Source organism: Microbacterium sp. NPDC057659 (genome assembly GCF_042799915.1).
GTDB lineage: Bacteria > Actinomycetota > Actinomycetes > Actinomycetales > Microbacteriaceae > Microbacterium.
The window spans coordinates 1,630,469-1,651,247 of record NZ_JBHVHU010000001.1 but is presented as its reverse complement, the minus strand read 5'-3'; the positions used below and the strand labels follow the sequence as shown (position 1 = coordinate 1,651,247).

The window sequence follows — 20,779 nt, the reverse complement described above, 5'->3', positions numbered from 1 at the left end:
GAGAATGATTCTCATGCCCGGAAGCGTCGCCCTCGCGCACACGCACGACACCCGGCGCCGCTCTCCGTGGATCGGCGTCGGCGTGGGTGCCGGCGTCCTCGCGATCCTGCTGCTGATCGACCGCTTCGCGCCGTCCCTGTTCGCCGACGCGCTTCCCACGCGGATGCAGGACGGCCTGACCCTCATCCTCAGTGTGCTGATCGAGGCGCTGCCCTGGGTGTTCATCGGCGTGGTGCTGTCGATCGTCGTCCAGGTGTGGCTGCCCCCCGACGCGCTGCAGCGCTGGCTGCCCCGAAACGCCTGGGCGAGACGCGGGGTGCTGTCGCTGCTGGGCATGGTGGTGCCGGTGTGCGAGTGCGGCAACGTACCTTTCGCGCGCGGCCTCATGATGCGCGGGCTGGCTCCGGCCGAGGCGCTCACCTTCCTGATCGCGGCGCCGATCGTGAACCCGATCGTCATCCTCACCACGCACGCGGCCTTCGGCTGGGATGCCGGGATCCTCGTCGCCCGTCTGGTCGGCGGCTTCCTCATCGCCAACCTGATCGGCTGGATCTACAGCCTGCATCCCGACCAGGACGGCCTGCTGACCGACCGCTTCATCGCGACCTGCGAGCTGATCGACCATGAGCCCGGCAGCCCGGTGCGGCGCAGCCTCGCGCAGTTCCTCGTCGAGCTGCGCGCGGTCATGCCCGCGCTGGTCATCGGCTCCGCGATCGCCGGCGCCGTGCAGGTGCTCGTGCCGCGCGAGGTCCTGATCGCCATCGGATCGAACCCCGCGCTGTCGATCGTGGCGATGATGGCTCTCGCGATGACCGTCGCGATCTGCTCGAATGTGGACGCGTTCTTCGCGCTCTCGTTCGCGTCGACGTTCTCGCCCGGCGCGATCGTCGCCTTCCTGTTGGTCGGTCCGCTCGTCGACGTGAAGATGCTCGCCTTGCTGCGCACGACCTTCCGCTGGCGGGTGCTCGGCGTCATCGTCGCGGTGGTGCTGCTCGCCGCCTTCACGATCGGGATGGCGGTGAACGTCCTTGTCTGAGCTCGATCGCTCCGCACGCAGGCGCGCCCTCGGGTCGCGCTGGCTCGGCGTCGGCCTCGCCTCCGTCATCGCCGTCGTCACCCTGGGGCTCGCCATCACGGGCCGGCTCACGCTGTACATCAGCCCCGACACGGTGTGGTTCGCCGCGGCGGCAGCCGTGCTGCTGCTGATCGGCGCCGTGTGGACGTGCATCCTGCCGCTGGGTGCGGAGAGCGACCACGGTCACGATCACGGTCACGGTCACGACGAGGATGCCGGATACGCCGGCCGGCGAGCGCTGTCGCGGGTCGGGGCGTGGACCGCAGGCATCCTCGCCTCTGCTGTGGCGCTGGCGGCGCTGTTCCTGCCGCCGGCGTCGCTGTCCGCCGAGATCGCCATGCAGCGCGCGGGCGAGAGCACGGTGCTCTTCGCCGGCGCGGACGACGTCGCCCTCGGCGTCGCCGACACCACGACCTTCGGCGTCGGCGACTGGGCGAACGTGTTCGCCAGCGCCACCCGGCCGGAGAACTACGACGGCGCGACGGTGACCCTGACCGGGTTCGTCACTCCATCGGACGGCGAGAAGGGTGCGCTCGGGCTGACCCGAATGGTGATCACGCACTGCGTGATCGACGCGCGTCCGGCATCCGTGCCCGTCGACGCGAAGACCGGCTCGTACAAGACCGGGGACTGGATCGAGGTCACCGGCACGGTGAAGGCCGGCGCCGGCGGCGCCCTGCGCATCGAGCCGACCTCGGTGAAGCGCGTCGCCGAGCCGAAGGACCCGTATGAGTACTGACGGATCCGGGTCGGGGGACCAGCCGCTCACGCGCGCCCAGCTCCGCGCTGCGCGCGAGGCCGCTGCGCGTGCCGAGGCCGCTGCCCGTGCCGAGGATGCGGGCGTCACCTCGGATGCCGGACGTCCTTCTGTCCCGGTCTCGACGGATGCGGGTGCGAAACCCGCTCGACCCGCAGAGAGCGAGACCGGAGCGAGGGGAAGATCCCGCTCCCGGCGCTTCGGAACCGTGGTCGCGGCGGTGCTCGGCATCCTGCTGCTCGTCGGAGGATGCCTCTCCGCCGCGAGCCTGCTGCAGGGGCCCCGCATCGCGGCCGTGCAGGTCGACCCGAAGCAGGCGATCGAGTCCTCCGGCAGCCGCGTGATCCTGACCGCGAACCAGCCGCTCGCCGCGATCGACGAGTCGCAGGTCACCGTCGAGCCGGCGGTGCCGTTCACGATCGACGCGGCCGGTCGCAGCGTGGGCATCCGCTTCACGGTGCCGCTCGACGACTCCACCCGGTACTCCGTGCGGGTCGCCGGTGCCCAGCGCGCCGGCGGCGGGCCGTCCTCCGATCTCGCGACGGCGTTCACGACCCCCGACTCGCAGGCCTTCCTGCTGCAGCGCAGCGACAAGGACGACACGATCTTCCGCACCGACCTCACCGGCGAGAAGGGCGTCGCCGTGTTCAGTGCTCCGCGCATCGACGACTTCCGTGCCACGGCGACGAGACTGGTCGTCGCGGTCGAGGAGGATGACCGATCGCGGCTCCTCGTGATGAATCGCGACGGCTCCGGCGAGCGTGAGCTGAAGCTCCCCGGCAAGGGGATCGTCTCGACCCTGCAGGTCTCGGAACGAGGCGATCTGGTCGGATACACCTACTCCGATGCCGAGCTCACCGAGACCTCTGGCCGCGCGAGCCTGCTGGTCACCCAGCCGCTGTCCGGCAAGGGCGATCCGCGGATAGTGAAGGTCGCCGGCAAGGAGGTCGGCATCGACGACTGGCAGTTCGTCCCCGACACCTCGTCGCTCGTGTTCCTCGACTTCGACGGCGCACTGTCCGTCGAGGACCCCACCGGCGATGCCGGAGTGCAGCCGATGGGCACAGCAGCGCAGCTCCTCGGGGTCGCGCGGGGCACGTTCACGGCGATCGTCGAGCGCGCGACAGGCGAGATCGTGGAGCTGAACCTCACCGACGGGTCGGAGAAGCCGATGCCGAGCACGGACCCGGACTACGGTCCGCCCGCAGACGTCGTGCCGTACCCGGGTGGCGCGCTGCAGCTGGTCGTGCAGCGCGACGAGGTCGGCATGCCGATCGGGCAGAAGGTGATCACGGTCGCGCCGGACGGCGCGGCCGAGCCGATCCTCGAGCTGGGGGACGACGACGCCGTTCTGCAGACGTGCGTCTCACCGAGCGGTCAGTATGCGGCGGTGACGGTGACGCCCGATCTCACCGACAACCCCTACGACGAGCTGCTCCTGCCGCTGCCCAAGAAGGTGCACACCGAGCTGATCGACCTGCGATCCGGCAAGCCGCTGAGCACGCTGTCGGGATTCGACCTGTCCTGGTGCCACGTGGGGCCGCAGGCCTGAGCACGGGTGCGCCCCGGCCTGCAACCGAGCGTCAGGCCACCGGGACGGGGGACTCGTCCGCGGCATCCGGCACGGCGTCGTCGTCCGAGGCATCCGGCACGGATGACGCGCAGCGCACTCGACCGGGCCACCACATCCGATCCCCGATGACCGAGAACAGCGCGGGGACGACGAGCGTCCTGACCACGAGCGTGTCCACGAGAACGCCGATCCCCACGATCAGGCCGATCTGCCCGAGCGTGACGAGCGGCAGCATCCCGAGGGCGGCGAACACCCCGGCCAGCACGACGCCGGCGCTGGTGATCACGCCGCCAGTCGCTGCGAGCGCGTTCACCATGCCCTCCCGGGTGCCCGCGACGGCAGCCTCGGTGCGAGCGCGGTGCACGAGGAAGATCGTGTAGTCGACGCCGAGGGCGACCAGGAACAGGAACGCCAGCAGGGGCACCTGCAGGTCGAGGGCGTCCCAGCCGAACAGCACCCGGCTGAGCCACGCGCCGGCGCCGATCGCCGCGATCGCCGTCACCGCGTTCACCAGCAGCAGCACAATCGGGGCGACCAGGGCCCGCAGCAGCAGCACGAGGACGACGAGCGAGACGAGCAGTACCAGCGGCGCGATCACCAGGAAGTCGCGCAGGTTCCCGGCGCGGGCGTCCAGTTCGGCCGCGCCCTGTCCGCCGACGAGGGCGTCCGCGCCGGACACGTCGTGAGCGGCATCGCGGACGTCCTCGATCAGTGCCCGGTTCTCGGCGGTGCCCGGTGCCGCGTCGCCGGTGACGACGAGCTTCGCGAGCTCGCCATCGGTGCTCTCACCGGCCGGCGTGACCCGTGAGACGCCGTCGACGCCCTCGATCGCAGTGGTCACTTCATCGGACGCCGTGGCATCGGCGATCACGATCATCGGCTGCGCGAGACCCGGCGGGAAATGATCGCCGAGCACCTCCAGTCCGGCGGCCGACTCGGACGGCACCCGGAACTTCTCCACCTGGCTGAGCCCGATCGAGGCGCCCAGCAGCCCGGATGCCATCACCGCGAGCAGAGCCACGCCACCGACGAGCGGAAGCCACGGCCTGCGCACGACGGACCTGGCGACGGTGCGCCAGGCACGTCCCTCACCCGCCGCGCGGCCGGGTCGCGGGATGAACGGCCAGAACAGTCCGCGACCGCACACCGCCAGCGCCGGCGGCAGCACCAGCAGCACGGCCGCGAGGGCGATCAGCAGGCCGACGGCTGAGGCGACACCGAGTCCTCGGGTGCCAGGGATCACGGCGAGCACGAGCGTCAGCAGCGACAGCACGACGGTCGCGTTCGACGCGAGGATCGCCGGGGCCGTCGCACGGTAGGCGGTGGCAAGTGCGGAACGGTGGTCATCGTCGCGCTGCAGCTCCTCGCGGTAGCGCGAGACGAGCAGCAGCGCGTAGTTCGTACCGGCGCCGAACACCAGCACGCTGACGATGCCGGTGTCGAACTGCAGCTCGAGGGCGTTGCCGATCGCCGCGGTGACTTTGCTCGCCAGTTGGTCGGCGAACGCGACGACGGCGAGCGGCACGAGCCACAGCACGGGGGATCGGTACGTGATGATCAGCAGCAGCGCCACGATCAGGATCGTCACGAGCAGCAGCGTGAAGTCGGCGCCGTCGAACGCCGCCGCCACATCCACACCGAAGGCCGGGCCGCCGGTGACCTGCACGGTCACGCCGTCGATCGGATGCTGCGCGACGACATCGCGCACGCCGTCGACGGCAGCCTCGGCCTCGTCATCACCCGCCGACACGGTCGCCTGCAGTGCGGCGGCCGCGCCGTCGTCACTGGGGATCGGGCCTGCGACGTCCTCCCCGGTCTCGGTCGCGATCGGGTCGGTGAGAGCCGCGAGCGCCTGAAGGTCGGCCGCGGTCAGGGCGCCGCCGTCGTCGCGACTCGCGACGACCAGGAGCGCCTGCCGATCCGCATCCGGGAACCGCTGCTCGAGCGCGGTGACCTGCGCCGATTCGGAGTCGGCCGGGGCGATGCTGCTGCGAGCATCGAGTGTCACTCGACCGAAGGCGCCCATCAGCGCGATCAGCACCAGGACGCCGGCGATGAGGGAGACCCACGCGCCGCGGCGCGAGGTGAGGGCTTGGGGGAGGGAACGAAGGAATCTCGGCACCAGTCCAGCACACCGGAGTCCGGCGGCGAGCGGATCGGGAATCCGATGGAGATGCTTCTCGATCGAAAGGTGGAGGCGAATCTAAAAAACAGGACTGTTGACTTTAGAACGGAGTGGGGTCTTCAATGGAAGAAGCAACCGAGGAGGGCCGTCATGACCTTGTCGCTGGCATACGCCGAGGAAGACGATGCGGCCGTCCCGGCCGAGGACAGAGTGCGGATACACGCGATTCCTCGCGCGATGGATCTGGAAGCCGCCGAGGTCGCGGCGTACGCGCTGCTGCGCGCTCTGGGCATCGACGCCGACGACCCCGACACCCCGGATCTGGCCCGCACCCCGAAGCGCTTCGCCGCCGCCTACGCCGAGCTGCTCAGCCCGCAGCCGTTCGACTTCACCACCTTCGCGAACACCGACCGCTACGACGAACTGGTCCTCGTCCGCGACATCCCGGTGCACTCGGTCTGCGAGCACCATCTGCTGCCGTTCAGCGGCGTCGCGCACGTCGCGTACCTGCCGGCGGACCGTGTCGTCGGGCTGTCGAAGATCCCGCGGATGGTCGACCACTTCTCCCGTCGGCCGCAGACCCAGGAGCGCCTGACCGTGCAGGTCGCCGACGCGCTTGCGCTGCACCTGCAGCCGCGCGGCGTCGGCGTGGTGATCGAGGCGACGCACAGCTGCATGACTCTGCGCGGCGCCCGCGCCGGGGGAGCGGCCACGAAGACCTCGGCACTGCGTGGCGTGCTGCGCGACGACGCCCGCTCGCGTTCGGAGTTCCTGGCGCTCGTCACCGAGAGGAGAGCATGATGACCATCGTGATCATCGGCGGCGGCCTGGCCGCCGTCACCGCCGTCACCGAACTGCGTGAGAAGGGGTACGACGGAGGGCTGGTGGTCTTCGCCGCGGAGCAGCATCCGCCCTATGAGCGACCGCCGCTGTCGAAGGAAGTGCTGCTCGGCAAGAAGACCGTCGAGGCCGCGCTCGTGCACGATGCGGACTGGTACGCCGCACACGACGTGCGGTTGCACACCGGGACTCGCGTGACCTCGATCGATCCCGCCGCGCACACCGTCACGGCCGGTGACGAGGTCGTGCACTACGACAGGCTGCTGATCGCCACCGGCGCGCAGCCCCGGCACTTCGACGTCGCCGACCGCGTCGCCGCGCCGGTCTACCTGCGCACCATGGAGGACAGCGCCGGACTCAAGGAGCGCCTCGTTCCCGGCGCGAAGGTCGTGATCGTCGGCGCCGGCTGGATCGGACTCGAGGTCGCCGCCGCGGCCCGCAACGCGGAAGCCGGCGTCACCGTCTACGAGGTCGCCGATCTTCCGCTGGTGCGAGTCCTCGGTCCCGAGGTCGCGACGGTGTTCGCCGACCTGCACCGGGCGCACGGCGTCGACCTGCGCCTGGGCACCTCGGTCACCGAGGACGAGATGGCCGCCGCCGACGTGCTCGTCGTCGGAGTCGGCGCCGCTCCGGACACCGGGCTGGCTGAGGCCGCGGGGCTCGCCACCGACAACGGCATCCTCGTCGACGCGACCCTGCGCACCTCCGATCCCGACATCTACGCGATCGGTGACGTCGCGAACCACGACCACCCGGTGCTCGGACGCCGCATCCGCGTCGAGCACTGGGACACCGCGATCGAACAGGGCAAGGTCGCGGCGCACAACCTGCTCGGAGCCGGCGAGCCGTACACGCACCTGCCGTACTTCTTCACCGACCAGTACGACCTCGGCATGGAGTACTTCGGCAGCGTCGGCCCGGAGGGGTACGACCGCGTCGACGTCGAGGGCGACACGGATGTCGCGAACGGCGGCGCCTTCCGCGCCTACTGGGTGTCCGGCGGCACGGTGGTCGCAGCGATGCAGGCCAACGACTGGGACGCCTCGGACGCCGTGCGCGACAGCGTGGGGACTGCACGATGACCGTGGAAGCAGGGCCGGCCACCGTGTCCGCCGGGGTGCGCCGCATCGGCGGACGCACCTTCGACTTCGACCGCCAGGTCGCGGTGATGGCTGTCGTGAACCGCACGCCGGACTCGTTCTCGGACCATGGCGTGAACTTCGCCCTCGACCACGCGGTCGCCAGCGCGCTGCGCGCCGCCGAGCTGGGCGCCGACTGGGTCGACGTCGGCGGCGTGCCGTTCGGCCGCGGACCCGCGGTATCGGTCGCCGAGGAGATCGATCGGGTCGTGCCGGTCGTCGAGGCGATCGCCGCATCGGATGCCGGTGTCGTGATCTCCGTCGACACGAACTCCGCCGCCGTCGCCGAGGCGGCGATCGCCGCCGGAGCTGGGGTGATCAACGACACCAGCGGGCTCGGCGACCCGCGCATGGCCGGAGTCGTCGCGGCGAGCGACGCGCACGTGGTGATCACTCACAGCGTCGGCCCGCCACGCGCCGAGAAGCCGGCCGCGCGCTTCGACGACGTGGTCGGCGAGGTGCGCGCCTTCCTGCTCGAGCGGGCGGCCCGCGCAGAGGATGCCGGGGTGCCGCGCGACCGGATCATCATCGACCCGGGCCACGATCTCGACAAGAACACGCTGCACTCGCTGGAGATCACCCGTCGGCTGCCGGAGCTCGCGACCTGCGGTTACCCGCTGCTGGTGGCGGTGTCCAACAAGGACTTCATCGGCGAATCGATCGACCGGCCGCAAGGCGAGCGGCAGGCCGGATCGCTCGCGGCGATGGTGGCCTGCATCCTCGCCGGGGCGCGGATCGTGCGGATGCACGACGTCGCTGAGACCGTCGACGCCGTGCGGATGACCGAGGCGATCCTGGGCTGGCGTCAGCCCGTGCGACTGGAGCACAACACGCATCCGACCCACAATGTCTGACATGGACCTGCTGTGGCCGGGAGCGGCATCCGAACTCGACGACGAGGCGCTGCTCGCGCTGACCGCGATGCCGGAGGGCCGCGACTGGCTGCGGATGAACTTCATCGCGTCGATCGACGGCGCGGCGACCCGCGATGGCCGGTCCGGTGGGCTGGGGGACGCGGCCGATCGGCGGTTGTTCGACCTTCTCCGCCGCCCGGCCGACGCGATCCTGCTCGGCGCCGGCACCGCGCGCGCCGAGGGCTACGGCGGGATGCGGCTCGACGACGCATCCGTCGCGTGGCGCGAGTCTCGGGGTCTCGCCGCGCATCCGGTCTTCGTGCTGATCTCGCGCAGCCTGGACCTCGACCCGGCGTCGCCGATGTTCGCCGAGGCACCGGTGCGGCCGATCATCTGCACGGTTGCCGGAGCGCAGGCAGGAGAACTCGCGGATGTCGCGGACGTGATCGCGTGCGGGGAGGGTGACGTCGATCCGCTCCGCGTGCGCGCCGAATTGGCCGCCCGCGGGATCCGGCACGTGCACGGCGAGGGCGGCCCGCACGTGTTCGCGTCGTTCGTCGCCGCCGGCGCCGTCGACGCGCTGCACCTCACGCTCGCACCGACGCTCGACGCGGGCGACGCGGGCCGCATCACGGCAGGCCACCCGGCTGAGCCGACCGGCATGCGTCTGGCATCTGTCCTCCGCTCCGGCGACGAGCTGTTCCTGCACTACGTCCGTACCGCCTCCGGATCCTGAGCGCTCTTCGTCTCGCTCCGCTCGCTCAGGACCCGAGACGAGACGAAGTGACGAAGGATGTCACGCGGCCTCGCCGCGCCCGGGATCCTGAGAGAATGGGGTTCCGCGACCCCGAGGAGTCCCCGTGCAGTTCATCTCCACCCGCGGCGGCATGGCGCCGCTGCCGTACTCCGAGACGCTGCTCGAGGGCCTCGCCACCGACGGCGGACTCGCCGTTCCGGAGGAGCTTCCCCATGTGGATGCCGGCACGCTGGCCTCCTGGCGTCGGCTCTCCTACCCCGAGCTGGCCACCGAGGTGCTCGGTCTGTTCGCCACCGACATCCCGCGCGACGACCTGGCCCGCATGACCGCGGCCGCCTACGCCGACTTCCCGGCGGACGTGGTGCCGCTGCGCACGATCGACGGCGGGCTCACGCTCGTCGGTCTCAGCGAGGGGCCGACGCTGGCGTTCAAGGACATGGCCATGCAGTTCCTCGGCCAGGTCATGGAGTACGTGCTCGAGCGCAAGGACGGCGTGCTGAACATCGTCGGCGCGACCTCGGGCGACACCGGGTCCGCCGCCGAGCACGCGCTGCGCGGCAAGGAGCGCGTGTCGGTGTTCATGCTCTCCCCGCAGGGCCGGATGAGCACCTTCCAGCGCGCGCAGATGTACTCGCTCGCCGACGAGAACGTGCACAACATCGCGATCGAGGGCGTCTTCGACGACTGCCAGAACCTGGTCAAGGCGCTCGCCGGCGACGTGCCGTTCAAGCGCACCTGGAGCCTGGGCGCGGTCAACTCCATCAATCTCGCGCGCATCACCGCGCAGGTCGTCTACTACTTCTGGGCCTGGCTGCGCGCGACCGATGCCACGGGTCCGACCGAGGTGTCGTTCACCGTGCCGTCCGGCAACTTCGGCAACATCCTCTCCGGCTTCTGGGCCAAGCGGATGGGGCTGCCGGTGCGCCGACTCGTGCTCGCGGCCAACGAGAACAACGTTCTCGACGAGTTCTTCCGCACCGGCGTCTACCGCCCGAGGTCCGCCGCCGACACCCTCGCCACGTCGAGCCCCTCGATGGACATCTCGAAGGCGTCGAACCTGGAGCGGTTCATCTACGCCGTCGTCGGCCGCGACGCCTCGCGCGTGGTCGAGCTCTGGGCCGACCTCGAGCGCCAGGGGTACTTCGACCTGTCGGCAGAGCAGCCGCGCTTCGAGAGCGAGTTCGGCATCGTCAGCGGCACGTCCACGCACGCCGATCGGCTCGCGACGATCAAGGCCGTGCACGAGACGACCGGCGAGATCATCGATCCGCACACCGCCGACGGCGTGCGGATCGCCCGTGAGCACGTCGAGGACGGCGTGCCGATGCTGGTGCTCGAGACCGCCAAGCCGCAGAAGTTCGCCGAGACCATCGCCGAAGCGATCGGCGTTGACCTGGACTACTCGCCGGAGCTGCAGGAGATGCTCGCTGCGCCGCAGCACGTCACCGAGCTCCCCGACGACGAGCAGGCACTGCGTGCCTTCATCGAGGCGAACGCGCTGCGCTGATCTGCCCGCCCTTCGTCTCGCTCCTTCGTCTCGCTCCTTCGTCGCTCGCTCAGGATCCGGGGGCGTCGTCGCTCGCTCAGAGTCTGGTTCCGGCTCCTGAGCGAGGAGCGCCAGCGACGAGACGAAGGACGTTCAGCATACCCCCAGGGGTATGCCTGATACCCTCGGGGGTATCGTAAGAGAAGGGCGGCGGACATGTGCCGAGCAGTCACGTGCAAGACGTGTGGAAAGACGACGTGGGCTGGATGCGGCCAGCACGTCGACAGTGTGAAGAAGACCGTGCCGGCGGCCCAGTGGTGCTCCGGGCACGACGACGAGTCGGCACCGGTCGGATTCTTCGGAAAGCTCTTCGGGAAGGCCTGACGTGCGGGTGATCATCGTGGGCGGTGTCGCAGGCGGGATGTCTGCGGCCACGCGACTGCGCCGACTCGACGAGAGCGCCGAGATCGTCGTGATCGAGCAGGGCGACTACGTCAGCTTCGCGAACTGCGGGCTGCCGTACTACGTCGGCGGCGTGATCTCCGACCGGCAGTCGCTGCTGCTGCAGACCCCGGAGTCGCTGCGTGCGCGCTTCGACCTGGACGTGCGCACCGGAACCGAGGTGGTCTCGATCGACCGGAGCGCCCGCACCGTGCAGGTGCGCGACGTGCGCACCGGTGCGGTCTCCAGCGAGGCCTACGACCATCTGATCATCGCCACGGGTGCCGCCCCTGTGAGCACCTTCGAGGCGGCGGCGGGCGGCCCCGCCGTCGCGACCCTTCGCACGATCGATGACGTCGATCACATCACGGCGGTGCTCGACGCGCTGCCCGCGGGAGCATCCGGTTCTGCCGTCGTCGCCGGCGGCGGATTCATCGGCCTCGAGGCCGTCGACAACCTCGTGCGCCGAGGACTCGACGTCACGCTGGTGCAGCACGGAGCGCACCCGCTCAGCCCGCTCGACCCGGAGATGGCCGCGGTCGTCGTGGACGAGCTGCGTGCGCACGGCGTCGAACTGCGCACCCGCACCACGGTGCAGAGCATCGACGCAGACGGGGTTCATCTCGACGACGGCAGCACGATCGCCGCCGACATCGTCATCGATGCCAGGGGCGTCCGCCCTTCCGGGTCCCTGCTCACGGCCGCCGGCCTCGAGGCGGGCGCCACCGGCGGCATCCGCGTGGACGGCCACCAGCGCACCGCCGACCCGCGGATCCTCGCCGTCGGCGACGCCGCCGAGAAGCTCGACGCCGTCTCCGGCGAGCCGACCCTCGTCACGATGGCAGGGCTCGCCAACAGGCACGGCCGCATCGCGGCCGACGTGATCGCCGCCGAGGAGGGGCTCTTCGACCGGATGCCGGTCGAGAGCGAGTCCGCCGCCGGCGTCGCCATCATCGGCGTCTTCGACCTCGCCGTCGCGATGGTGGGCTGGAGCGAGCGCCGCCTGATCGCCGCGGGGCGTTCGCACCGCGTCATCCACGCGCACCCGACCGACCACGCCGGGTACTACCCGGGCGCGGAGCGCCTGACCATGAAGCTGCTCGTCGACCCGTGCACCGACCTCATCCTCGGCGCACAGGTGATCGGTCGCCGCGGCGCCGATCGCCGCATCGACGTGATCGCCACCGCCATGCAGGCGGGGCTGACCGCCTCACAGCTGAGCCGGCTCGAGCTCGCCTACGCGCCGCAGTACGGCTCGGCGAAGGACCCGGTGAACATGCTCGGCTACATCGCCGACAACAACGCCACCGGTCTGACGCACTCGATCCAGTGGCACGAGCTGTACGAGGCGCTGGCATCAGGGGCGACTCTGATCGATGTGCGCTCCGCCGCCGAGAACGACGCCGGCGCGATCCCGGGCAGCGTCCACATCCCGGTCGACGAGCTGCGCACCGCCGACCTTCCGGAGGGTGACCTGATCGTGCACTGCCAGGTCGGTCAGCGCGGCCACACCGCGGCCCGGCTGCTCGCGCAGCGCGGCCGCCACGTGCGCAACCTCGACGGCGGCTACCTCACCTGGAGCGCCGGCGTGCAGATGACGACGAAGGAGTTCGCATGACTGCCATGGACCCGACCGACGCCGACCTGAAGTCGGCCCTGAACCGGCTCAAGCGCGCCCGGGGTCAGCTGACCGGCGTCATCGAGGCGATGGAGTCCGGCGCCGAGTGCCGCGACGTCGTCATCCAGCTCGCCGCAGTGGGCAAGGCGATCGACCGCGCCGGCTTCGCCGTGATCAGCACCGCGCTGCGCACCTGCGTGGCCGATGCCGCGGATGCCGGCGAGGATGCTCCGGACCTGGCTGAGCTGGAGAAGCTCTTCCTCACCCTGGCGTGAAGCACGCCCTTCGTCACTTCGTCTCGCTCCGCTCGCTCAGGACCCGGGTGCGAACCCACCCCGGTTCCCACCCCGGATCCTGAGCGAGGAGCGCCAGCGACGAGACGAAGGACCCCCCGGTTCCCACCCCGGTTCCCACCTCGGATCCTGAGCGAGGAGCGCCAGCGACGAGACGAAGGACCCACCCCGGTTCCCACCCCGGATCCTGAACGAGGAGCGCCAGCGACGAGACGAAGGACGTGCTCCCCGGGACGTACGATGGCCAGATGCCCGAAGTCCCGCCCCGCCCCGGCATCGCCGAGCGCCTCTCTCGCATGATCCAGCTGCCGACGGTGTCGGCCGAGCTGGATCGCCGCGGCGCCGAGCCCTTCGACGCGTTCGTCGCCCTGCTCGCCGAGCTGTACCCGCTCACGCACGAGCACCTGACCCTGGAACGTCATACCGAGTTCGGCCTGCTGTTCCACTGGAAGGGCCGCGCAGAGGCATCCGATGGACCGCTCGTCCTGATGGCGCACTACGACGTCGTGCCCGTCGACGAGACCGACTCGTGGACCTACCCGCCGTTCGAGGGCCGGATCGCAGAAGGCTCGGTGTACGGACGTGGCGCGCTCGACGACAAGGGCCCGTTGATCGTCGTGATCGAAGCCGTCGAGAATCTGCTCGCCTCAGGCTTCACGCCCGCCCGGGACGTCTACCTGTCCTTCGGCGGCAACGAGGAGACCTACGGAACTGCGGCGCAGGCGATCGCCTCGGCCTTCCAGGAGCGCGGAATCGTGCCGTGGCTGGTGGTCGACGAGGGCGGCGCCGTCGTCGACGCCCCGTTGCCCTTCGTGCCCGGCAGCGCGGCGATGATCGGCGTCGGCGAGAAGGGGATCGCCACGATCGAGCTGTCCGCCCGCGGCGACGGCGGGCACGCGTCCACCCCGCCGCCGGTCACCGCCGTGCGCCGCGTCGCGCGCGCCGTCGACAGGCTGGGCCCGTCGACGTTCCGCGCGCGCACGCCGAAGGCCGTGAGTCGGATGCTGGAGCAGCTGTCCGGCTCCGCGAAAGGACCGGCCCGGCTCCTGCTGCGCGCCCTCGCCGCCGCCCCATGGCTCAATGCCCGGGTCTTCGCCGCGCTCGGCGGCGAGCCCGCCGCGCTCGTGCGCACCACCGTCGCCGCCACCATGCAGTCCGGCGGCACCGCCGCGAACGTCATCCCGTCGCAGGCATCCGCCATCCTCAACCTGCGGATCGCGCTCGGCGAGACGACGGCACAGGCGGCGGACCGGGTGCGCCGCCGGGTCGCCGACAAGCTGGTCTCGGTGCGCCTCGTCGATGCGAGCGAGCCGTCACCCGAATCGCGCACCGACACTCCGGCCTTCGGTCTACTCGAGCAGGCGCTCGCGGTCTCGCATCCGGGCATCCCGGCCGTTCCGTACGTGATGATGGCGGCGACGGACTCGCGGCACTTCCACCGCTTCTCGCCCTCCGTGTTCCGGTTCGCGCCCCTGGAGATGTCGAGCGCGCAGCGCGCGGCGATCCACGGCGTCGACGAGAGCGTCCAGATCGCGGCCCTCGAGCGCGGGGAGCGATTCCACCGTGCGCTCATCGAGGGGTTACAGTAGAGCGCCCTACCCGAGGGCACGTACCTTTTCGAGGAGGCGCGATGTCGCGCACCAAGACTCTCGGCGCGCTCGCGACCGTGGTCGGCTTCCTGGCTTTCGTCGAGTTCACCAGCGGCGTCATCCAGGGCTATTACACGCCGATGCTGTCGGACATCGCCCGGCACCTGGGCATCCACGACGCCGACGTGAACTGGCTCGAGGGCGCGCAGCTGATGCTGTCCGCCCTCGTCGTCCCCGCGTTCGCGAAGCTCGGCGACATGGTGGGCCACAAGCGGATGCTGCTGATCTCGACCGCCCTCACCGCCGCGGCCGCCCTCGTGCTGCCCTTCACCGATTCGTTCGTCGTGTTCCTCGCGGGCTGGGCGCTGATGGGGTTCTACACGGTGTGGCTGCCTCTCGAGATCGCGCTGATCTGGTCGCGCTCTCGGCGGATGGATGCCCGTTCCGGGATCACCGCCCGCGCGGCGGGCCTGCTCGTGGCGGCGCTCGAGACCGGCGCGATCCTCGGTGCCCTGGTCGGCGGCGCGCTCGTCGATGCACTGCCGCTGATGGTGGTGCTGCTCGTGCCGGCGCTGATGGTGGTGCTGTGCTTCTTCGTGATCCTGTTCGGGGTCAAGGAGTCGCCCGAGCCGACCGGCGGCGTCTTCGACACTGTCGGACTGGTGCTGATCTCGCTCGCGCTGGTGGCGTTCACCGGCGGGCTCGGCCTGCTGCGCCTCGAGGGCGGGCTGGTGAACCCGTGGTCCTGGGCCGTCGTGCTGCTCGGCCTCGTGCTCGTCGTGCCGTTCGTGCTCTGGGAGCTGCGGCATGACGACCCGATCATCGACGTGCGGATGTTCCGCTCCCCGGCTCTCGGACCGGTCTTCCTCACCGCCGGACTGTTCGGAGTCAGCGTGCTCGGCGCCCAGGCGCCGCTCTCGACCTTCGCCCGCACCGACCCGTCGGTGTACGGCTACGGTCTGGGCACCACCGGCTTCGCGACGTCGCTGCTGATCGGCGTCTACCTGATCGCGATGATCGTCGGGGCCCTGCTGTTCCCGCTGGTGGCCCGCCGACTGACGCCGCGCATCACGCTGATCGGGGCATCGGTGCTGGTGGGCGTCGGGTTCCTGCTGTTCCTGCCACTGCACGCGACGTATGTGCAGGTCGTGACGAACATGGTCGTGGTGGGCCTGGGCTCCGGAGCCCTGGTCGCCGCTCTGCCCGCCGCTGCGGCATCCGCTGCCCCGGCGACGCAGACCGGCGTCGCCACCGGCCTGACGAACTCGGTGAAGACCGTGGGCGGAGCGATCGCCTCGTGCGTGTTCGGCATCGCGCTGCTGCATGGCGTCTCTGGAGCCGCCGTCGAGGGCACCGCGGGTTCCTTCGCCGGTTACGTGACGGTGTGGGTGGTGTGCGGTGCGACGGCGCTCGCCGCGGCGGTGATCCTCTGCTTCGTGCCGAAGCAGGCCTTCACCGACCGCGCCGAGGCCGAGACATCCGAGCCCGTCCTGAACTGACGGGCCCGGAGGTCACTCAGTCGCCCTTCACATTGACGAGCTGCCGCAGCGTGTGCCGGATCCGCACCAGGCTCGCGGCATCCGCCATCACCGTGTCGATCGGCTTGTAGGCCTGCGGGATCTCATCGATGAAGGCGTCGGTGTCGCGGAACTCGATGCCGGTCATCGCCTCTCGCAGCTGCTCGTGCGTGAACGTGCGCCGCGCGGCGGACCGGGAGTACTCCCGGCCCGCGCCGTGCGGTGAGGAGTTCAGCGACTGCGGGTCGCCGAGTCCCTCCACCACGTACGAAGCGGTTCCCATGGAACCCGGGATGAGCCCGGGCCGCCCGGCGTCGGCCTGGATGGCGCCCTTCCGGGACACCCAGACCTGCTTGCCGTAGTGCTTCTCCGACTCGGTGAAGTTGTGGTGGCAGTTGATCCGCTCCTGCTCGTCCACCGCGGTGCCGACGAACTCCGACACCTGCCGCACGACCCTGTCCATCATCTCCTCCCGGTTCAGCAGCGCGAACCGCTGCGCCCACCGCAGCTCCCGGATGTACCGGGTGAACTCGGGCGTGCCCTCGACCAGGTAGGCCAGGTCGGGGTCGGGCAGGTTGATCCACCACTGCTTCGCCAGCCGCTGCGCGACCGCGATGTGATGGGTGGCGATCCTGTTGCCCACGCCCCGCGAACCGGAGTGCAGGAACAGCCAGATCCGGCCGAGCTCGTCGGCCGACACCTCGATGAAGTGGTTGCCGGAGCCGAGCGTGCCCAGCTGCAGCCGCCAGTTGCCCGCGTAGGCCTCGGGGTCGAAGCCGTTCTTCTCGGCGAGGCTCTCCAGCTCCGCGATCCGCGGCTCGGCGGTGGCGACCACCTTGCGGTTGTACCGGCCTGCCGAGAGAGGGATGGCCCGCTCGATGGCCTCTCGCAGCGGGGCGAGATCGCGCTGGACGAGCGCGCTCTCTGTGAACTGCGTTCGGACGGCGATCATGCCGCAGCCGATGTCGACACCGACGGCGGCGGGGATGATCGCGCCCAGAGTCGGGATCACCGATCCGACGGTCGCCCCCTTGCCGAGGTGCGCATCCGGCATCAGCGCCAGGTGCGGGTGGATGAACGGCATGCGCGCCGTGGTCTTCGCCTGGTCGAGCGTCTTCTCGTCGATCAGCGAAGCCCACGACAGCAGCCGTGCGGAGAGCCTCTCCATGATTCCTTTCCTTCTGTGAGGTGTTCAGCCACAGGTCACGGGAAGGTCATGAAAAAAGCCCCGGACCTGACGGTGCGGGGCGGGGAACAGCGGATGCTGTCACACGGCGCGCGCCGGAGGGTACGACTCGTCGCGGTCATTGCGCTTCTGCGGGAAGGCAAGGACCGCGGGAAGGGCGCGCAGTGCAGTCATTCCGTCGTCTCCTCGGCTGGATGCTGCGCCGGTCGGCACAGCTTTGCAACAGTAGGGGATCGGATGCCGGGCAGTCAAGACTCGCGAGGCGGGTTGTGCATGAACTCGATGCGGATGCCGCTGTCGTCCTCGACGAACGACGCGTAATAACGGTCGTTGAACCGGGGGAAGAGCTTCGGCTCCCGCACGACGCTCCAGCCGGCGTCGACGGCGACCCGGTGCATCCGCTCGACCTCCTCGCGGGAGTCGACGGCGAAGGCGAGATGCTGCCAGCCCGGTCGCCCGTGCAGATGCGGGTCGGCGTCGTCGGCATCACGAGGGCCGAACACGATGATCTCGGTCTCGTCGTCCTTGCACCAGGCGGCGGACTGCTTGATCTGGCCCTCGTATTCGAAGCCGAGCGCGGTGAGGACAGCATCGAACTGGGCGATGCCGCGGGGGAGGTCGACGACGGTCACGCCGAGGTGATCGAGAACAGGCATGCGCGACAGTCTGCCGTAGCGCCGGTCAGCCCCCAGGCGTGTCGCGCGGCGGGTTGTGCATGAACTCGAAGCGGATGCCGTTGTCGTCCTCGACGAACGACGCGTAGTACCGCTCGGTGAACCGCGGGTACTCCTTGGGCTCGCGCACGGCGGTCCAGCCGGCATCCGTCGCGATCGCGTGCAGCCGGTCGACCTCGTCCCGCGAGCCGACCTCGAACGCCATGTGCTGCCAGCCGACACGACCGTGCACGTGCTGCCCCTCTTCGCGTGCCGGGTACAGCAGGATCTCGGGCTCATCCGTCTGCCGCCAGTAGGCGTGGTCGGGCGCGTTGTACGCGCGCGTGTAGCCCAGCGCGGTCAGTACCGGGTCGAGCTGATCGGATGCCTGCCGCACGTCCGCCACGGACAGGCCGAGATGATCGAAGGTCGCCATGCCGACAGTCTTGCGGATGCCGCCGACATCCTCGAGCACGGCAGACTGGCATCATGACCGCCGTCTCGCTCATCCGCGCCTCCGCGCTGTCCGATGTCGCCCAGTACGCCTACGCCGCGACGGCGCCGAAGGACGCGCGACTGATCTTCCTCGCCGGCGCCTGCCCGCTGAACGATGACGGGACCACTGCCGCGGTCGGCGACTACGCGGGGCAGGCCGCCACGTGCATCGGCACGATGAAGGAGGCGCTGGCTGCTGCCGGCGCCGGCATCACAGATGTGATCAGCACTCGGGTGCTCGTCGCCTCGACGCACCGGGAAGATCTCGGTGCGGTCTGGGAAGTGGTCCGCGACGCCTTCGGCGACCACGACGTGCCGAGCACGCTGCTGGGCGTCACTGTACTGGGCTACGAGGATCAGCTCGTCGAGATCGAAGCCATCGCCGCCGTCATGGATGAGAGCTGAGGGAATGCTCTCCCATCTCGCGCTGCGCGCTGCGATCTTCGACCTGGACGGCACGCTGCTCGACCATCGCACGGCGCAGAATGCCGCCGTCGTCGCGTTCGCCGCTGAACTCGGCATCGTCGACGACCGCGTCGTCGCACGCTGGGAGGAGATCGCCGACAGGCATTACCGGCGATATCAACTTCGGGAGATCGGATTCGAGGACCAGCGGCGCGAGCGGGTGCGCGAGTTCCTCGGCAGGGAACTGACGGACGATGAAGCGTCAGAGGTCTTCGCCGCGTACGGCACCAGATACGTGGCCGGACTGCAGCGGTTCGGCGACGCCGTGCCGTCGCTGATTCGTGCGAGAGAGGCGGGGCTGATCGTGGCGCTGCTCACCAACGGCGACCGTGCGCAGCAGCACGGAAAGATCGATCGCTTCGGTCTCCGTCCGCACCTCGACGTGATCGTGTGCTCCTCCGAACTGCCGGCAGGCAAGCCCGACCGGCGTGCCTACGATGCAGCACTCGAACGGATCGGTGTCGCCGCACCCGAGGCCGTGATGATCGGTGACTCCCTCGAGGCTGACGTGCACGGCGCGCTCGCCGCGGGGCTGCACGCCGTGCACCTCGTGCGCGACGGAGAGCGGACGCCCGATGTCACCGGCATCCGCTCCCTCGATGAACTGGAGTTCGCGGGCTGATCACTCCATGGCGTCGACCGACAGCATCCAGGAGATGCCGTACCGATCGGTGACCATGCCGAACCGGCCGCCCCACGGCGCGGACTCGAAGGGAATGCCGACGGTGCCGCCGTCGGCGAGCCCGTCCCAGATCGCCTGCGCCCGGTCGTCGTCCTGAGTGCTGACCGAGACGGAGATGCCCTGCGGCTCCTGGTACTCCATGCCCTTCGGAGTGTCGGAGCCGGCGAGCACCATGCCGTCCTCGGTCGCGAGCCAGGAGTGCATGATCTTGTTCGCGTCGCCCGGGTCCTGCGGCATCTGCGGGAACGACGAGAACTCGACCAGGTCGAGCTTGCCGCCGAGCACAGACTGGTAGAACGTCATCGCCTCGCGGGCATTGTCGCGGAACGAGAGATACGGATTGAGAACGGCCATGGGTTCGCCTTCCGGGTTGGTTGCCGGATGCCCGGCGCCGACCAGTATTCGCCGCCGCCGGGGCATCCGCAAGAGGCATCACTCACCGTTCACCGAGGCCCTGCCACAGCGCTGCCCACTGCTCCGGGGAGAGGTCGCGCGGCAGCGCATCCGGGGCGATCCCGGCTCGGCGCACCGCACCGGCGCTGCCGCCGAGCGCGCGCACGATCCGCTCCAGACCGCGCCCGCGCCCGGTGAAGACGTCTCGGACGAACCGCTCGTATCCGCGCTGCGCAGATGCCGGCAGCAGGGGTGAGCCGCGACGGGTGATCGACAGAATGCCGCCGTCGACCGAGGGGACGGGGCGGAACCGATGCGCCGGCACGCGGCTGTGCAGCTGAAACGAGTACCACGGCGCGGACTGCGCCGTCATCATCGTCGCCCCGCCGACACCGGCGCGCTTGCGCGCGACCTCCCACTGCGTGAGCAGGACGGCGTGCTGCCAGTCGCGCTGCGCCAGCAGCCGGCGAAGCAGGGGAGTCGTGATGTGGAACGGGATGTTGCCCACCACGACCGGGCGGTCGAACCTCACACGCAGCGCATCCGCGTGCTGCACGTCGAGTCCGGGATGCCGGCGGCGCAGCCGATGCACGCGATGCTCGTCGATCTCGATCGCGCGCAGGTCGCGGCCGAGCGAGATCAACTCGGCGGTGAGGGCGCCGTCACCGGGGCCGAGCTCGAGGATCGGACCGCGGGTCGCGGCGACGAGGTCGCGGATGCTGCGGAGGGTGGGCGTGTGGACGAGGAAGTTCTGGCCGAGTTCGTGCCGGCCGCCGTGAACGGAACGCATGGGTTGCTCCTGAAGAGTCGGAGCACCCGGAAGGGACGCCGATCGGTGACC

At 70.2% G+C, this 20,779-nt stretch carries 20 protein-coding genes; 14 read left to right on the top strand and 6 right to left on the bottom strand.

What is annotated here, in order from left to right:
• Nucleotides 1-13: 13 nt before the first annotated feature.
• Genes ACFVAE_RS07810 through ACFVAE_RS07800 form a run of 3 tightly spaced genes read left to right on the top strand, consistent with a single transcriptional unit; the run spans nucleotide 14 to nucleotide 3,384 of the window.
• Nucleotides 14-1,036: a permease gene (locus ACFVAE_RS07810; RefSeq protein ID WP_378889984.1), complete on the top strand. Its 1,023-nt coding sequence runs from the start codon at nucleotides 14-16 to the stop codon at nucleotides 1,034-1,036.
• The gene (locus ACFVAE_RS07805; RefSeq protein WP_378889981.1) at nucleotides 1,029-1,814 is read left to right on the top strand and encodes a TIGR03943 family putative permease subunit; all 786 of its coding nucleotides are present in this window, start codon (nucleotides 1,029-1,031) and stop codon (nucleotides 1,812-1,814) included. The genes ACFVAE_RS07810 and ACFVAE_RS07805 overlap by 8 nt, the downstream gene beginning before the upstream one ends.
• The gene (locus tag ACFVAE_RS07800; RefSeq protein ID WP_378889979.1) at nucleotides 1,804-3,384 is read left to right on the top strand and encodes an Ig-like domain-containing protein; all 1,581 of its coding nucleotides are present in this window, start codon (nucleotides 1,804-1,806) and stop codon (nucleotides 3,382-3,384) included. Before ACFVAE_RS07805 ends, ACFVAE_RS07800 begins: the two co-directional genes overlap by 11 nt.
• 31 nt (nucleotides 3,385-3,415) lie before the next feature.
• Here ACFVAE_RS07800 and ACFVAE_RS07795 read toward each other — a convergent pair whose 3' ends face one another.
• Nucleotides 3,416-5,527, bottom strand: a complete 2,112-nt coding sequence (locus tag ACFVAE_RS07795) for an MMPL family transporter (RefSeq protein WP_378889976.1) — start codon at nucleotides 5,525-5,527, stop codon at nucleotides 3,416-3,418.
• A gap of 240 nt (nucleotides 5,528-5,767) precedes the next feature.
• Between ACFVAE_RS07795 and folE the strand changes: the two genes are divergently transcribed.
• The 9 genes from folE (at nucleotide 5,768) to ACFVAE_RS07750 (ending at nucleotide 16,046) form a co-directional block, all read left to right on the top strand.
• On the top strand, nucleotides 5,768-6,331 hold the full coding sequence (gene folE, locus ACFVAE_RS07790) for a GTP cyclohydrolase I FolE (protein WP_378889973.1): 564 nt from the start codon (nucleotides 5,768-5,770) through the stop codon (nucleotides 6,329-6,331).
• Nucleotides 6,331-7,452 (top strand): NAD(P)/FAD-dependent oxidoreductase, encoded by a 1,122-nt coding sequence (locus tag ACFVAE_RS07785; protein ID WP_378889970.1) that lies wholly within the window; start codon nucleotides 6,331-6,333, stop codon nucleotides 7,450-7,452. The genes folE and ACFVAE_RS07785 overlap by 1 nt, the downstream gene beginning before the upstream one ends.
• Nucleotides 7,449-8,363, top strand: coding sequence for a dihydropteroate synthase (folP, locus tag ACFVAE_RS07780; RefSeq protein ID WP_378889967.1), 915 nt, complete (start codon nucleotides 7,449-7,451; stop codon nucleotides 8,361-8,363). Before ACFVAE_RS07785 ends, folP begins: the two co-directional genes overlap by 4 nt.
• A gap of 1 nt (nucleotide 8,364) precedes the next feature.
• Nucleotides 8,365-9,099, top strand: coding sequence for a pyrimidine reductase family protein (locus ACFVAE_RS07775; protein WP_378889964.1), 735 nt, complete (start codon nucleotides 8,365-8,367; stop codon nucleotides 9,097-9,099).
• A gap of 124 nt (nucleotides 9,100-9,223) precedes the next feature.
• Nucleotides 9,224-10,627 (top strand): threonine synthase, encoded by a 1,404-nt coding sequence (thrC, locus tag ACFVAE_RS07770; protein WP_378889962.1) that lies wholly within the window; start codon nucleotides 9,224-9,226, stop codon nucleotides 10,625-10,627.
• Between the two features lie 364 nt (nucleotides 10,628-10,991).
• Entirely contained in the window at nucleotides 10,992-12,665 is a 1,674-nt protein-coding gene (locus tag ACFVAE_RS07765) for an FAD-dependent oxidoreductase (RefSeq protein WP_378889960.1), read from the top strand.
• The gene (locus tag ACFVAE_RS07760) at nucleotides 12,662-12,940 is read left to right on the top strand and encodes a metal-sensitive transcriptional regulator (protein ID WP_378889957.1); all 279 of its coding nucleotides are present in this window, start codon (nucleotides 12,662-12,664) and stop codon (nucleotides 12,938-12,940) included. Before ACFVAE_RS07765 ends, ACFVAE_RS07760 begins: the two co-directional genes overlap by 4 nt.
• A gap of 266 nt (nucleotides 12,941-13,206) precedes the next feature.
• Nucleotides 13,207-14,547, top strand: a complete 1,341-nt coding sequence (locus ACFVAE_RS07755) for a M20/M25/M40 family metallo-hydrolase (RefSeq protein WP_378889954.1) — start codon at nucleotides 13,207-13,209, stop codon at nucleotides 14,545-14,547.
• Between the two features lie 41 nt (nucleotides 14,548-14,588).
• On the top strand, nucleotides 14,589-16,046 hold the full coding sequence (locus tag ACFVAE_RS07750) for an MFS transporter (protein ID WP_378889951.1): 1,458 nt from the start codon (nucleotides 14,589-14,591) through the stop codon (nucleotides 16,044-16,046).
• 16 nt (nucleotides 16,047-16,062) lie between these two features.
• Here ACFVAE_RS07750 and ACFVAE_RS07745 read toward each other — a convergent pair whose 3' ends face one another.
• From ACFVAE_RS07745 to ACFVAE_RS07735, 3 genes are all read right to left on the bottom strand, one after another.
• Nucleotides 16,063-17,232 carry an RtcB family protein gene (locus ACFVAE_RS07745; RefSeq protein ID WP_378889948.1) on the bottom strand — a complete coding sequence of 390 codons (1,170 nt, stop codon included), beginning with the start codon at nucleotides 17,230-17,232 and terminating at the stop codon, nucleotides 16,063-16,065.
• Nucleotides 17,233-17,498: 266 nt separating this feature from the next.
• Nucleotides 17,499-17,906: a VOC family protein gene (locus tag ACFVAE_RS07740; protein ID WP_378855669.1), complete on the bottom strand. Its 408-nt coding sequence runs from the start codon at nucleotides 17,904-17,906 to the stop codon at nucleotides 17,499-17,501.
• 25 nt (nucleotides 17,907-17,931) lie between these two features.
• The gene (locus tag ACFVAE_RS07735) at nucleotides 17,932-18,339 is read right to left on the bottom strand and encodes a VOC family protein (RefSeq protein ID WP_378889945.1); all 408 of its coding nucleotides are present in this window, start codon (nucleotides 18,337-18,339) and stop codon (nucleotides 17,932-17,934) included.
• Between the two features lie 50 nt (nucleotides 18,340-18,389).
• Here ACFVAE_RS07735 and ACFVAE_RS07730 point away from each other — a divergent pair, with 50 nt between their 5' ends.
• A complete protein-coding gene (locus tag ACFVAE_RS07730) occupies nucleotides 18,390-18,803 on the top strand; it encodes a RidA family protein (protein WP_378890553.1) in 414 nt (137 codons plus the stop codon).
• A gap of 4 nt (nucleotides 18,804-18,807) precedes the next feature.
• Nucleotides 18,808-19,485 (top strand): HAD family hydrolase, encoded by a 678-nt coding sequence (locus ACFVAE_RS07725; RefSeq protein WP_378889942.1) that lies wholly within the window; start codon nucleotides 18,808-18,810, stop codon nucleotides 19,483-19,485.
• On the opposite strand, the gene ACFVAE_RS07720 is transcribed toward ACFVAE_RS07725, so the two are convergent.
• The gene (locus ACFVAE_RS07720) at nucleotides 19,486-19,899 is read right to left on the bottom strand and encodes a VOC family protein (protein WP_378889939.1); all 414 of its coding nucleotides are present in this window, start codon (nucleotides 19,897-19,899) and stop codon (nucleotides 19,486-19,488) included. It abuts the gene before it with no gap.
• An 82-nt stretch (nucleotides 19,900-19,981) separates the two neighbouring features.
• Complete coding sequence (erm, locus tag ACFVAE_RS07715) at nucleotides 19,982-20,728, bottom strand: 23S ribosomal RNA methyltransferase Erm (protein ID WP_378889936.1); 747 nt, start codon at nucleotides 20,726-20,728, stop codon at nucleotides 19,982-19,984.
• Nucleotides 20,729-20,779: the final 51 nt, after the last annotated feature.

Coding starts and splice junctions, on each gene's coding strand:
- ACFVAE_RS07810 (WP_378889984.1), top strand. CDS start 14: ATGCCCGGAAGCGTCGCCCTCGCGCACACGCACGACACCCGGCGCCGC.
- ACFVAE_RS07800 (WP_378889979.1), top strand. CDS start 1,804: ATGAGTACTGACGGATCCGGGTCGGGGGACCAGCCGCTCACGCGCGCC.
- folE (WP_378889973.1), top strand. CDS start 5,768: ATGGATCTGGAAGCCGCCGAGGTCGCGGCGTACGCGCTGCTGCGCGCT.
- ACFVAE_RS07785 (WP_378889970.1), top strand. CDS start 6,331: ATGACCATCGTGATCATCGGCGGCGGCCTGGCCGCCGTCACCGCCGTC.
- folP (WP_378889967.1), top strand. CDS start 7,449: ATGACCGTGGAAGCAGGGCCGGCCACCGTGTCCGCCGGGGTGCGCCGC.
- ACFVAE_RS07775 (WP_378889964.1), top strand. CDS start 8,365: ATGGACCTGCTGTGGCCGGGAGCGGCATCCGAACTCGACGACGAGGCG.
- ACFVAE_RS07760 (WP_378889957.1), top strand. CDS start 12,662: ATGACTGCCATGGACCCGACCGACGCCGACCTGAAGTCGGCCCTGAAC.
- ACFVAE_RS07755 (WP_378889954.1), top strand. CDS start 13,207: ATGCCCGAAGTCCCGCCCCGCCCCGGCATCGCCGAGCGCCTCTCTCGC.
- ACFVAE_RS07750 (WP_378889951.1), top strand. CDS start 14,589: ATGTCGCGCACCAAGACTCTCGGCGCGCTCGCGACCGTGGTCGGCTTC.
- ACFVAE_RS07745 (WP_378889948.1), bottom strand. CDS start 17,232: ATGGAGAGGCTCTCCGCACGGCTGCTGTCGTGGGCTTCGCTGATCGAC.
- ACFVAE_RS07740 (WP_378855669.1), bottom strand. CDS start 17,906: ATGCCTGTTCTCGATCACCTCGGCGTGACCGTCGTCGACCTCCCCCGC.
- ACFVAE_RS07735 (WP_378889945.1), bottom strand. CDS start 18,339: ATGGCGACCTTCGATCATCTCGGCCTGTCCGTGGCGGACGTGCGGCAG.
- ACFVAE_RS07725 (WP_378889942.1), top strand. CDS start 18,808: ATGCTCTCCCATCTCGCGCTGCGCGCTGCGATCTTCGACCTGGACGGC.
- ACFVAE_RS07720 (WP_378889939.1), bottom strand. CDS start 19,899: ATGGCCGTTCTCAATCCGTATCTCTCGTTCCGCGACAATGCCCGCGAG.
- erm (WP_378889936.1), bottom strand. CDS start 20,728: ATGCGTTCCGTTCACGGCGGCCGGCACGAACTCGGCCAGAACTTCCTC.